The sequence below is a fragment of the Mycobacterium sp. E2327 genome (assembly GCF_001672675.1).
In the GTDB taxonomy this organism is placed as follows: domain Bacteria; phylum Actinomycetota; class Actinomycetes; order Mycobacteriales; family Mycobacteriaceae; genus Mycobacterium.
Window position 1 is genome coordinate 1 of sequence record NZ_LZKE01000019.1, and the last position, 12559, is coordinate 12559.

The following is a 12559-nucleotide window of genomic DNA, read 5'->3' on the forward strand; positions in this document are numbered from 1 at the left end:
GGGTCTGGGGATCGAGGACAGCGCTGCCGCGCCTGCGGTCGACGGGGGGGTGCTCGAACTCGGCGCTCGCGCGCGGTTTCGCCACCCGCTGGCCCGTTCGGCGGCGTACCATTCCGCGCCCCAGCAGCGACGACAGCAGGCCCACCGAGCCCTGGCTGAGGTCACCGATCCGCTGTTGGATCCCGACCGGCGCGCCTGGCACCTCGCGCAGGCCACGGCCAAGCCGGACGACGACGTCGCCGCCGAGTTGATGCGGTCTGCCGACCGCGCGCGAGCGCCGAGTTCGAGCACCCCCCCGTCGACCGCAGGCGCGGCAGCGCTGTCCTCGATCCCCAGACCCGTCGCTGCCGCCCAAATCAGGGCGGCATCGCCCGTTGGCTCGGCCGCGGCCAGCAGCAGCAGTCTGCGAGTCTCGTCGGGCATGGCGTCGATGCGTTGCCGGAAGCTATCTAAGACCGTTCCGGAAACCCGTGCGGCACTGGGCAGACCGAATCCGCCGGCTAACTGTTGGACGGTGAGTCCATGCGGTAGCTCAACTAGTGCCAGCGGGTTTCCGTGCGTCTCGGCGACGATCTGATCACGCACCTGGGCGTCAAGGGGCCCCGTCACCACCGCGTCCAGCAGCGCCCGCGCCTCGGCGTCGCACAAACCCTCAACCTCAAGGTGCGGCAATCCGCCCAGATCCCGTCCGGGCACGCGCGCGGCGAAAACCAGGCCGACGGACTCGGCCAGTAGACGCCGTGCGACGAAAGCGAGTACCTGAGCCGAGGCCCGGTCGAGCCACTGTTCGTCGTCGACCAGGCAAATCAGCGGCCGCTCGTCGGCGCCCTCAGCCAGCAAGCCGACCACGGCCAGGCCGATGAGAAACCGATCTGGCGGCGGGCCGGTAACCATGCCGAACGCCGTCCGGAGCGCATCGCACTGCGGCTCGGGTAGCCGATCCACGAGATGGAGCATCGGCCCACACAATTGGTGCAGCGCCGCGAAGGCCAGCTCCATTTCGGACTGGACACCAGCCGCACGAACGACGTTGCAGCCCAACGCCCGAGCACTCACGTAGTCCAGCAATGCCGATTTACCGACGCCCGCTTGGCCGTGCAGGACGAGCACACGGCTCTGTCCGGCGAATATCGCCTCGACTAGCTGGTCGAGAACCGCACATTCCGCCCGTCGGCCGACTAACCGCACCGTCCCACCCACTCAACAACCTCTGTCGTACGCGCACTCTCGGCGTGTCGCTCACATCTGGGTCATATTCGGTAGAGGTAGTCTACATTAAATATGGTCCATTTCCAATGGGGAGCAATGGCACGAGAAAACAGAAGCACGCCCGCAAAGCCCACTCGCCGCTATGAGTCCGCGGTCCGGGCGCAGTCTGCCTGGGACACGCGCAGAAAGATCCTCGACACCGCGATGGGGTTGTTCCTCGATCATGGCTACGGCAAGGTGACCGTGGGCGACATCGCGGCGGGCGCATCGGTGGCACCGCCCACCGTGTATGCCAGCACTGGGGGCAAGGCCGCCATCCTGGGAACCCTGATCGATGAGGCGATGCAAGATCCCATTGTGGAGGAGACACTGTCGGCCGTTGGTAAGAGCAGGTCCGGCGAAGAGGTCCTCAAGATCGCCGCTCACGGAATCCGCGTGGACAACGAGCGGTATCACGACATCGTCGAGGTCATGAAAAACGCAGCTGCCGTCGATGAGTCGGCAACCGACATCCTTCGGCAGTCCGATGCGGGATATCGGCAGGCCCTCGGCCAGATCGCGGGGCGGCTGCGAAAGCTCAAGGCGCTACCGCCGGCGATGACGGTAGCGCGGGCAATCGACGTCTTGTGGTTTTACTTCGGGCACGAGGCATGGCATCTCCTGGTCGCTGACCGCGGGTGGTCCTGGGATGAAACCGAGCGGTGGTTGCTATCCCAGGCCGCCGGGGCGTTGAACCGCCGCTAGCCTGACTCGCCGGGGAAGCCCGGCACGGCGATCCCGTACGCGGCGTTTTGTTCGGGCGTGCCCAGCTCGTATCCATACTTGCTTGACGTTGCGGCGAAGTGGGCAAGGTCTTCGGCTGTCGGCGGTTTCAGCGAGTCGGTGAGCGGGCGGCCGATTTCGGTGAAAAACCGGCCGAGGCGCGCCGTGGTGACGATGAGGTCGACCGCCGGCCGATCGGTGAGGTTGCGATGCGCGTGCCAAATGCCACCTGGAACACGGACGTAGTCACCGGTGCGAGCAGTGCGCCATACCAACCGGCTTCCCTCGGAGACCAAAACCTCCTGCTGCCCGGACAGAATGAAGAAGTCCTCGGCGTCCGCGTGCCGGTGCAGTGGCACCACGCCTTCGGGCGGCACCACACCTCGCATGACGCAGAATTCGTCTGTCCAGCTGAGGAATTCGAGGGTCGCGCCGAACACGTCGAGCGTCGGGCCGGGCGGCGTGTGAGCAACCTGCGCCAAGACGGCGCTGACGTTTCGATCCGCGGAAGTTACGTTATTCATTATAACCACACTATAGTTAATATTTCGGAGGCCGCGCTTCGGCGCGTCCTAGCCCACGGCGGTCAAGCGGGCCTCCGCCTCGTCTCGAGGCGACCACAGTGGCTCCGGTACCTCGACACCGAACGGCGCGTCCCAGTGGTTGCGGGACGAAACCTCGTGCACGGGGCGACGATTGGCCGCCACGCCCCACTTACCCAGGGGGTAGCCGAGGGTCAGCATGGCCGACATCTTCCAGCCCTCCTCCACGGGCACGCCCAGCATCTCGTTCACCTTGTCCCGGAAGTTGTTGAGCACCATCGTCATGACGCCGCCGACGCCCTCGGCCCGGGCGGCGAGCAGGGCGCTCCAGATCGCGGGGTAGATGTTGGCGCCGCCGAGATCGTCGATCGCGAACACGAACAACAACAGGGGAACCTCGTCGAAGTGGTCGGCCAGGTAGTTGCCGGAGCCCTTGATCCGGCGCATCGTCTCGGCGTGGGCGGCGAGGTCCGCACCGGGCCCCGGCACCACCATCGGTCCCTGCCCCGTGCTGAACTTCTCGTATTCGAGCGCGCGGGCCTGCCGGAACAGCTCGCCGAACTCGTGGATGAGTTGCCGATCGTCGACGGCGACAAAGTGCCAGCGTTGAGTGTTGCCACCGTTGGGTGCCCGCACGGCCGCATCGAGGATGCGGGCCTGCACGTCCAGCGGGACCGGGTCCGGCCGCAACCGCCGCATCATCCTGGTGGTGTACAGCGCCTCGTGGATCTCCATTTGTCCGCTCCCTTCCGTTATTCGGGCCAATTGCTGTTGAGAACGAAGTCGACCATGTTCCCCGGCTTGAACGTGGGGTCGAAGTGCGCCAGCACGTCGGCGTTCATCGTCCCGAAAGTCGTGTCGGGGCGGTGCTTCATGCCGTCGTTGAAGGCCGCCAGGATGCGGTTCTTGAAGTCCGGACGGGGATGGGCGGCGGTCACCGCGTCGACGGCGTCCGGGTCCAGGGCCTCGAGCCCCGCGCCGACCACGTCGGTCTTGACACCGGCTGCCAGCAAAGCGGTTACGGGGTCGAGGCGCGCGGGCACCTCGGGCGTCGAGTGCAGTGCGATGCCGAGCCACACCTTGTCGGCGTCGGCCTGTCCGATGCCACGCTCGAGCAGGAAGTCGCGCGCCGCGTCGGCGCCGTCCATCTCGAAGCGCTGCGTCGACGTCCCGTAGCGCGCGGTGAGGCCGAGGTCGTGGAACATCGCGCCCACGTACAGCAGCTCCGGGTCCGGAGCCAAGCCGAGCCGGAGCCCGTGCAGCGCACCGAACAGGAACACCCGCCGGGAATGGTGGAAGAGCACGTCGTCTTCGGCGCCGCGGATGAAGTCGGTTGCGTCCCGGACCACTGCCGTGTCGGGGATGACGATGCCGGCGATGGTCTCGATGGACTGGATTGCCATGATCGCTTCTCCTTCGTGGACTAGCTCCATCCTCCGGTGCCGCGCGGCCATTCACCGGTGCCGTTCGGGCCGTCTTTCCCACAGAATCCGACACGCGTCCACGGTGTCCTTACCTCGTTGCGTATAGGCGCTTTCGGGGTTTGGCGATGATTTGCAGCATCGTCGACGGATGGAACAACTCGCCGCGCTGGTCGACCATGTTCATCATCCGCAGGAATTTCTGGACCATCACCGGCTCGGTCTCCGCGGCGGACAGCACGTGGTCCACGTAGGCGTTGCGCAGCCGCATGGACACCGTTCGATGCCCGGCTATTTGCGGCAACGCCAGGTCGGAAGCCAGGGCGGCCCGCCATGCCACGCCGATCTCTTTCGCGGCCAGCCCGAAGAACCGCCGCGGGAGGCTTTGTTCGCCTGCCTCGAGACAGTCACGCAGGATCAGCGACTCGATGGCGGCGACCGACATTCCCTGCCCGTAAAGGGGATTGAAGTTGCACATCGCGTCGCCCATCACGATCAGGCCGCCGGGCGTGCGCTCCAGCCTGTCGTAGCGTCGCCACCGGTTGGAGGGGAACTTGTACTGCGCGACGTCGGTGAGTGGTTCCGAGGACCGCGCGGCGGCCAGGGCATGCGGGGGCGCGACGTCGGTCAGGCTGTTGAGCAGAGCCGCGCGATCGGTGGGCGCGGGCCGCCCGGCCATCGTTTGCACGGCGAGCACGTAGGTGTCGTCTTCACCCCCGAACATCGCGAATGCGACGGGACGGCCGGGCTCGGCCGCCTCGATAATGAAGTTCTCCCGCAACGTGCCCGGCGCCACGTAGACCCGCATGCTGGCGTAGGTGACGTGCACCATCAATTTGTCTTCGCGTGGCGGCCGATAGCCGAGCTGCTCGAGAAACCGCGGTGTTCTCGAGCCTCGCCCGGTGGTGTCCACGACAAGATCGGCCGTGACGGTCCGTTCGACCCCGGAGTCCCGCGGAGCCAGCACGACGCCGGTCACGCGCTCGCCCTGCGGGGTCGAGGTCAGCCGCACCACGTCATGGGCATCCAGGAACGTCACATTGGAAATGCCACGCACGCGGCGACGCAAATTCCACTCGACAAATGGCCGGTGCGCATGGTGAATAACGATGGACTCAGGATCGGGAATTTTGCCGGAACGAAGCAGCCGGTGCCCGGCGAAGGTCAAGCAGTGCCGTGATAGGTCGCCGTCGTTCCAGACGCGCGCGCCGCCGGCGGCCAGCTCGTCAAGGAAGCCGGGGAACAGCTGGTCCATGATCCCTGCCGCCCGGGTCGGCAGGGTGTGAGGTTGCGCGCCCTGCGGCACCCCGCGACGGGTCTGCGGTCCGTCCGGGAGGGCGTCGCGTTCGACCACGGTCACGGTCTCATAGAAGTCGGCGAGCACCCGCGCGGCCAGCAGCCCGCTGATGCTGGCCCCGAGTATTACAGCAGCGCCCCGAGATTCAGGCAAGTCGTCTCCAAACTGTCTTTGGTGCGACGGGCCTCAGCCCCGTGGTCGGCGTCGTCGCTACGAAACACGTTTGGCCGCACCCCTTTTCGGCGGTACGTGGAAAGTATGCGGCGGGGACGGCTCGGGCACCGATGCAATTTCAGACGGCTATCCCATGATTCGCGACATACCGGCCGGACGGGTCCTGGCGCCTATTCGGGCCAGGTGTTGCCCAGGATGATGTCAACGAAGTTGTCGCGGGCGAACGTCGGGTCGAAGTGCGCCAACACATCTGCGTTGACGGTGCCGAAGGTGCTGTGCGGGCGGTGCTTCATGCCTTCGTTGAAGGCCGCCAGGATGCGCCGCTTGAAGTCCGGCCGAGGGTGGGCGGCGGTAACGGCGGCGAGGGCTTCGGGAGACAGGTCATCGCGGCCGATGCCCAACACATCGGTCTCGACACCCGCTGTGACCAAGGCGATCTCGGGCTCGAGGAACTCGGGTATGCCGGGTGTGGTGTGCAGCGCGATGCTCAGCCACACCTTGTCGGCGTCGGCTTTGTCGACGCCACGTTGTGCAAGGAAGTCGCGGGCCGCGTTGGCGCCGTCGACCTCGAAGCGCAGGGTGGACGTGCGGTAGCGCTCGGTGAGGCCAATGTCGTGGAACATCGCGCCGGCGTAGAGCAGTTCCAGGTCGGGTTGCAGGCCGCGGCGGCGGCCCTGCAGCGCACCGAACAGGAACACCCGGCGGGAATGGTCGAAGAGCAGGTCGTCTTCGGCCTCGCGGATGAACTCGGTGATCTCGCGCACAAGCGGGGTGTCCGGGACGACGATGTCGGCGATACTGTCGAGCGGCTGAGTTTCCATGATCAACCTCCTGGCTTGGGTGACAGCACCAGTGTGCGGGCGCTGGGTTGCGACCACCCCGGGCCATTGCGCCGTCTTCTCCACAGAAAGCGACGCCGCAGTTCGTCGTCAGCCGGCCACCACCCTCCGAGGTGCCATGTTTCCCACACTTTGCGACACAATGGGTCCGTGGCAAAAGCCGGCGCGTCGCGGGTGGTGGTCATCGTCGTCTTCGACGACGTGACGATGCTTGACGTCGCGGGGGCGGGCGAGGTCTTCGCCGAGGCCAACCGATTCGGCGCCGACTATCAACTGAAGATCGCGTCGGTGGACGGCCGCGACGTCACGACCTCGATCGGCACCCGGTTGGGCGTGACGGACGCGCTTTCGTCGATCGAGTCGGCCGACATCATCATGGTCGCCGGCAGCGACAACCTGCCGCGGCGGGCGATCGATCCCGCGCTCGTCGACGCGGTCAAGTCGGCGGCGGAGCGGACGCGGCGCCTGGCGTCGATTTGCACGGGCTCGTTCATCCTGGCGCAGGCCGGCCTGCTCAACGGCCGGCGCGCCACCACGCACTGGCATGACGCCCGGTTGTTCGCCCGGGCCTTTCCCGACGTCGCCGTCGAACCGGACGCCCTGTTCGTCCGCGACGGCGACGTCTTCACCTCGGCCGGGGTGTCGTCGGGCATCGACCTGGCGCTCGCGCTCGTCGAAATGGATCACGGCACCGAGCTGGTCCGCGACGTGGCCCGGTGGCTGGTCGTCTACCTCAAGCGCGCGGGCGGTCAATCGCAGTTCTCGACGCTGGTCGAGGCCGAGCCCCCGCCGCAGTCCCCGCTGCGCAAGGTCACCGAGGCGATCGCGGCCGACCCGACGGCCAACCACAGCGTGAAAACGCTTGCCGCGCAAGCGTCTCTGAGCACGCGCCAGCTCACCCGACTCTTTCAGTCCGAACTCGGGACGACGCCGGCCCGCTACGTCGAAATGGTGCGCATCGACGCCGCGCGCGCCGCGCTCGACGCCGGCCGCACCGTCGCCGACACGGCCCGCATGGCCGGGTTCGGCAGCGCCGAAACCCTCCGGCGTGTGTTCGTCGACCATCTCGGCGTCTCGCCGAAGGCCTACCGGGACAGATTCCGCTCGGCGTCCCGCGGCTAGGCGATCGGGCATACTGTTCCGCCATGCACATCGATGTGATGGCGATCCCGCAGCCGTTGGACCGGGTCGGTGACCTGGCCCGTCGCACCCAGGCCGCGGGATTCTCCGGCCTGCTGTTGACCGAGACCGGCCGCACGCCGTACCTCAACGCTGCCGTCGCCTCGCAGGCCGCGCCCGGCCTGGAGCTGTCGACTGGGGTCGCGGTGGCCTTCCCGCGGAGCCCCTTCATCACGGCGGCCACCGCGTGGGAGCTTCAAGAAGCGACCGGCGGGAAGTTCCGGCTCGGCCTCGGCACCCAAGTGCGCACGCACGTCGTGCGGCGCTACGGCGTCGCGTTCGAGCGTCCGGGCCCACGGCTGCGCGACTACGTGCTCGCCGTGAAGGCGTGCTTCACCGCGTTCCGGACGGGCAAGCTCGACCACCACGGCCTGTTCTACGATCTCGACTTCATCAGCCCGCAGTGGAGCGCCGGGCCCATCGACGCGCCGGACCCGAAAGTCGATGTGGCGGCGGTGAATCCGTGGATGTTGCGGATGGCGGGCGAGGTGGCCGACGGCGTGCACGTCCACCCGCTCGGCGAGCCGGGCTACCTTGCTCGTCACGTCGTGCCCAACATCGCGGACGGGGCGGCGAAGGCGGGGCGGTCGCCGTCAGACGTCGCGGTGATCGTGCCGGTGATGACGATCGTCGGCGACACCGACGAAGAGCGCGACAACGAACGGGAGTCGGTGCGCGCCAGCATGTCCTTCTACGGCAGCACCCCCAACTACGCGTTCATCTGGGACGAGGCCGGGTTCGAGGGGACGACGGCGCGCATCCGCGAGAAGCAGAAGGCCGGGGACTTCGCCGGCATGGCGGCCCAGATCAGCGACGAGCACATCGCCGCCTTCGCCACCGAGTCGACGTGGGACGGCTTGGCCGACGCGCTGAGCGACAAGTACGGCCGGATCGCCACGCGGTTGGTGTTCTACAACGCCCAGGGCGACCGCGAGCGCTTCGAGCGCTACGGCGAGGTGGCCCGGCGTATCCAGGGACGGTAAGGGTTAGCATCGCGCCCGCCTACCGGCGATGTTCAACATCGGATCTCTTGCCCTCGCTGACGCCGGGAAGTGGGATGGCGGTGAAAACACCGTCGGGGTCGTAGCGTTTCTTGGCGGCAACGAGTCGGATGGCATTCTCGCCGTAGGCGTTTGCGATCTGTTCTTGGTCGTCCGGCCTGAGCAGGTTGGCGTAGCCACCGGGCAGCGCGTGGGGGGCAAGCGCGGCCGAGGCCGCGTCGGCCCACCCGCTATGTCGGGCGCTGTCTCCGCCCTCCCAGCCTGCGACGATCTCGACGACGAAATGTGGGCGCCGGTTCGCGAAAGCGGTGTGGGCCGGGGCGACGGCGGTCGAGGCGCCGTGACAGTGGTGGATGGAGATGCCGCTAGGTGTGCTCAGTGTCCGACCGATTTCGACGAGCGCATCGATGACCTCTGGCGTGTAGCCCGCGATCGTGCGGGTGCGAATCGCCCAGGACTGTCCACGGACATCCCAGGCGTCGAATAGGTTCACCCATTCGCTGGACGTCATGGGCCCGACTTGGGCGCTCAGCGGGGATCCAAGTTTAGTGAGCGCATCGACGGCGGCTTGGCCGCAACGATGATCGCCGCTCCAGGCCGGGGCCAGAAAAACCGCCGGCTTGCCGTCTGGGCCGGACATCGCTCCGCTTTGCACGGTCAGCTCGTCCGGCGCCGTCGACAACACCTCACCAAGCCCGCGCCACACCGTCGCGGCCTGCGACCACGGAAACAGGATCATTCCGCCGATCAAGCGGTCGAGCGGATGCAATTGCACCCGCATGGAAGTGACCACGCCGAAGTTGCCGCCACCACCGCGCAATGCCCAGAAAAGCTCCGGTTCGTGAGTCGCGTCGGCCGTCACGATTCGACCATCCGCCAGGACGACCTCGGCGCCGAGAAGGTTGTCCGATGCCAGGCCGAACCGCCCGTTGAGCGGTCCGTAGCCCCCGCCGAGCGTCAAGCCGGTAATGCCGACGCCACCGCAGTTGCCAGTGGCCGCAACCAACCCGTACGGCGCGACCGCGTCGATCAAGTCGGCCGCGATGACACCGCCACCCACTGTTGCGACCCTGGACCTGGGATCGACTGTGACACTCCGCATCCCGGACATGTCGATCACCAGACCGCCGTGGCACACAGCGCGCCCCGCCCAGTCGTGGCCGCCGCCGAGCACTGAGAGCCGCATCCCGCGCTCACGCGCCACCCGGATGGTTTGCGCTACGTCGCCCGGTGACTCGACCCGCACGATCAAAGCCGGACGATGTTGCGCCGCCTTGTTCCAGATCAAGGGCGCACCGTCGGCGGCCGCGGCTATCGCATCGGTCTTAGTCATTTGGCTCCTACGGTTGGACGATGACGTCGAGCAGGAACGTCTGTCCCGACGCGACGGCTTCGAGCGCACGTTCCACTGCCCCGGCCAGCTCGTCGCGCTTCTGCACGCGTTCACCTGTGCCGCCGTATGCTTCGGCCTGCCTCACGTAGTCGGGTGGTGGCTCCATGACGTTGCCGACGAAGTTCTCTTCGCGGACCGCAGCGCTACCGGGGTAGTACTTGAGGAGATTCCGGGTTTGGGATGCGTATTGCCGGTTGTCGCACAGCACGATGAACAGCGGGACGCCGTATTCCTGTGCGAATCCGAGGGCAGCCGGAACGGGATTGTAGTGCCACGCTCCGTCGCCGACGATGCAGACGACCGGCTGACCCGGGCGCGCGAGTTTTACGCCGAGTGCGGTGCCCAGCCCGGTGCCCAGTGCCCCCGCCCACCCGCGATACTGCTGGAAAGCCTTGCGGGCGTAGAGGAATTGAATCATCTGCGGCACTTGAGACGTGATCTCGTCGACACAAATCGCGTCCTCGGGCAGCGCCTCGTGCAACGCGTCGAACAAACTGGCCGCCGGAACGAAATCGGTTGCCTGCGATTCTGACTGGCGGGTGTCTTCGATGCCGTTGGCGCGGACCCTTTCCGAATAGATGGCCCACCGCTCGCCGGCCTCGGCCCGTGCGGCCGACCGCGTTCGCAGATTGGACGCGAGGGCGGCCAGGTTGAGCGAGAGGTCTCCCGCGACCGCCTCGGTGGTGGGGTAGCCCCAATAGGCGGCTCGCGGGCGCAGCGGGTCTTGCTCGAGGTGGATGACTTCACATCCTGGGCGTAACACCGTATTTGGCGGGTGCCATGGTCCGTTGCAGCCGGCCAGGAGTACGGCGTCGGCTTCGCCGAGCACCGCTTCCACCGGCCCCGCCCCATACAGCCGATGCGACCGCGGGAAGTTGTGATAGGCGGGATTCCAGAATTCGAAGACGGGCGCCGACAGCGCCTCGGCAATGCCTATAAGGGCGTCGCGGTCCGCGTCGGTGCGCCCGCCGTGTTCGGTGATGATGATGGGGTTGGTGGCGCTCATAAGGATTTCGGCCACTCGCTCGATATGTTCTGGTGTCGCGACGATCGGTGCGGGGGAAACCCACGTGGGGACGTCAACGTGAGCGTCGGCCATCAACAACTGAAACGGAACCTCCAGCAATGTTGGTCCCGTTGGGACGGACTCGGCGATGAAGCAGGCGCGCCGGAGTTCATGAACCAGGTCGGAAGGCGTGCGTGCGCGCTTCGCCCACTTGACGACGGCTTCGCCGTGGCGCGCCGGGCCGGCATGGTCGGTCAGCAGGGAGGGCCATTCGGCACCGGGATCGCCGTCGGGGTCATCACCATAACTGAACGTGTCAGGTGACAGCACCGTCATCGGCGTGCGCTCCTGCAGCGCGGTGCCCAGGGCCATCGACGCGTTTTGAACTCCCAGCGATGTCGGCAAGAAGACGATCTGGCTTCGGCCGGTGGCCTTGTAGTAGCCCGATGCCAGGCTTACCGCCAGCGATTCATGACGACAACGGAAGTAGCGCGGCGTCATGTCATCGGTCCGCCGGGCAATCGCTTCCCACACCGGCGCCATCACGGCGATGGGAGAGGCGAAAATGCAGTCCACGCCCTGAGATTCCAACTGCGCCAACAATACTTCCGCGCCCGTCTTGCGCGCATCCCCCATCACGCCTACGAACGTTAAGAAGCGACGGGGGCGACGGCCAGCGTGCGCCCACTCAGTGGGTTTTCCCGCCGGTCACCCTTTCACGGTGCGCGAAGCAGGCTGACGATCCGGGTTCCGGTGGCCCTGGTGGCAGCCAGTAGTCCGAGCGGCGGGCGCCGTTGGGCAATGACGGTCGACACGGCAGCCGCCGAATCGCCGCCGAGAGGAATCGCTACGGCGACACAGCTGAGATTCGCCTGTACGCCGCCGGCATCCACTATTGGTGCGGTGCGGCCTATTTCGGCGTAGGCGCGGGCGGCCGCCGTACCCGACGGCACCTTGGCTCCCGGCTCGGCCGTGAATACCCCTGGGACGCGGGCGTCCACCGCGTCCAGGAACACCGGTTCACCGCCAATCACCGCAGATAACTGAACCGCGGCCCCCGTGGCGGTTGCGAGTTCGGCGATCGGTCGACGGGCGACCACGCGCAGTTGACGCTCCGGGCTCACCCGCGAACCCAACCCCAACAGGCTCGCGCCGAGTCGGTAGCGGGTGCCTTCACGCCTGACCGCCCCGACTGCGATCAACTGCTGCAGTAGTCGACGGACCGTCTCCCGCGGGATGCCGCTCGCGTTCGCCAAGTCGAGCAGCCGCACTGGTTCCAACGCGCCCACGTGTTCCAGCAGTTCGAATGCGCTCTCGATAACCCCACGACCGTCGTGGCGAGACGAGCCGCCCGCCGCGCCCGCATGCTTACCCACGGCCATACGATCCGGCTCGGACTGGCCCACCACCGACTCCTTTAGCCTGCCGTTGCCGGCACCGACTTCACACCGCCGCTACTTCGTGGCGTTGTACTTGTTGATCGCGTCGTCCAGCCGCTGCAGCGCGGCGCCGTAGGCGGCGAAATCGCCCTTCTTCTGGGCGTCTTTCGCCGCGCCGATCGCGGCCTGGATCTCCTGCAGGGCGGCCGCCTTGGCCGCCGACAGCGTGGTCGAGCCGTCCGGCGACGGCGGCACCACCGCGGTGGGCGGCGGCGGACTCGGGGGTGCGGCGGCTCGCGGGCGGCCAGGAACGTCAGGATCTCGCTGCGCGGCTGTTCGAGTCCGGAGGCGAAGGAG

General features: G+C 67.1%; 13 protein-coding genes. 3 read left to right on the forward strand and 10 right to left on the reverse strand.

From position 1 onward, the window contains the following. Nucleotides 1-1188: AAA family ATPase (locus A5712_RS32595; protein WP_369830348.1), on the reverse strand; the 1188-nt coding region annotated here is incomplete at its 3' end. 117 nt (nucleotides 1189-1305) lie between these two features. On the opposite strand from A5712_RS32595, the gene A5712_RS02290 reads away from it, so the two are divergent. Further along, nucleotides 1306-1953, forward strand: coding sequence for a TetR/AcrR family transcriptional regulator (locus A5712_RS02290; RefSeq protein ID WP_068100754.1), 648 nt, complete (start codon nucleotides 1306-1308; stop codon nucleotides 1951-1953). Here the strand turns inward: A5712_RS02290 and A5712_RS02295 are convergent. From A5712_RS02295 to A5712_RS02315, 5 genes are all read right to left on the reverse strand, one after another. After that, the gene (locus A5712_RS02295) at nucleotides 1950-2495 is read right to left on the reverse strand and encodes a cupin domain-containing protein (RefSeq protein WP_068100756.1); all 546 of its coding nucleotides are present in this window, start codon (nucleotides 2493-2495) and stop codon (nucleotides 1950-1952) included. The genes A5712_RS02290 and A5712_RS02295 overlap by 4 nt on opposite strands. 48 nt (nucleotides 2496-2543) lie before the next feature. Next, nucleotides 2544-3248: a nitroreductase family protein gene (locus A5712_RS02300; protein WP_068100758.1), complete on the reverse strand. Its 705-nt coding sequence runs from the start codon at nucleotides 3246-3248 to the stop codon at nucleotides 2544-2546. A gap of 17 nt (nucleotides 3249-3265) precedes the next feature. Further along, the gene (locus tag A5712_RS02305) at nucleotides 3266-3916 is read right to left on the reverse strand and encodes an HD domain-containing protein (protein WP_068100760.1); all 651 of its coding nucleotides are present in this window, start codon (nucleotides 3914-3916) and stop codon (nucleotides 3266-3268) included. Between the two features lie 109 nt (nucleotides 3917-4025). Beyond that, on the reverse strand, nucleotides 4026-5384 hold the full coding sequence (locus A5712_RS02310; RefSeq protein WP_068100762.1) for an NAD(P)/FAD-dependent oxidoreductase: 1359 nt from the start codon (nucleotides 5382-5384) through the stop codon (nucleotides 4026-4028). Between the two features lie 191 nt (nucleotides 5385-5575). Continuing rightward, a complete protein-coding gene (locus A5712_RS02315) occupies nucleotides 5576-6226 on the reverse strand; it encodes an HD domain-containing protein (protein WP_068100764.1) in 651 nt (216 codons plus the stop codon). Nucleotides 6227-6394: 168 nt separating this feature from the next. Between A5712_RS02315 and A5712_RS02320 the strand changes: the two genes are divergently transcribed. Next, nucleotides 6395-7366 carry a GlxA family transcriptional regulator gene (locus tag A5712_RS02320; RefSeq protein WP_197519277.1) on the forward strand — a complete coding sequence of 324 codons (972 nt, stop codon included), beginning with the start codon at nucleotides 6395-6397 and terminating at the stop codon, nucleotides 7364-7366. Between the two features lie 23 nt (nucleotides 7367-7389). Beyond that, nucleotides 7390-8406, forward strand: coding sequence for a TIGR03617 family F420-dependent LLM class oxidoreductase (locus tag A5712_RS02325; protein ID WP_068100765.1), 1017 nt, complete (start codon nucleotides 7390-7392; stop codon nucleotides 8404-8406). A gap of 19 nt (nucleotides 8407-8425) precedes the next feature. Here the strand turns inward: A5712_RS02325 and A5712_RS02330 are convergent, their stop codons facing one another. The 4 genes from A5712_RS02330 to A5712_RS31685 all read right to left on the reverse strand — a co-directional run. Then, nucleotides 8426-9826, reverse strand: coding sequence for an FAD-binding oxidoreductase (locus A5712_RS02330; protein WP_197519278.1), 1401 nt, complete (start codon nucleotides 9824-9826; stop codon nucleotides 8426-8428). Beyond that, entirely contained in the window at nucleotides 9765-11459 is a 1695-nt protein-coding gene (locus tag A5712_RS02335; protein WP_068100769.1) for a thiamine pyrophosphate-binding protein, read from the reverse strand. The genes A5712_RS02330 and A5712_RS02335 overlap by 62 nt, the downstream gene beginning before the upstream one ends. An 80-nt stretch (nucleotides 11460-11539) precedes the next feature. Continuing rightward, nucleotides 11540-12199, reverse strand: a complete 660-nt coding sequence (locus tag A5712_RS02340; RefSeq protein WP_197519279.1) for a helix-turn-helix domain-containing protein — start codon at nucleotides 12197-12199, stop codon at nucleotides 11540-11542. A 78-nt stretch (nucleotides 12200-12277) separates the two neighbouring features. Beyond that, the coding region (locus tag A5712_RS31685; RefSeq protein WP_231981937.1) for a hypothetical protein at nucleotides 12278-12559 on the reverse strand (282 nt) is incomplete at its 5' end.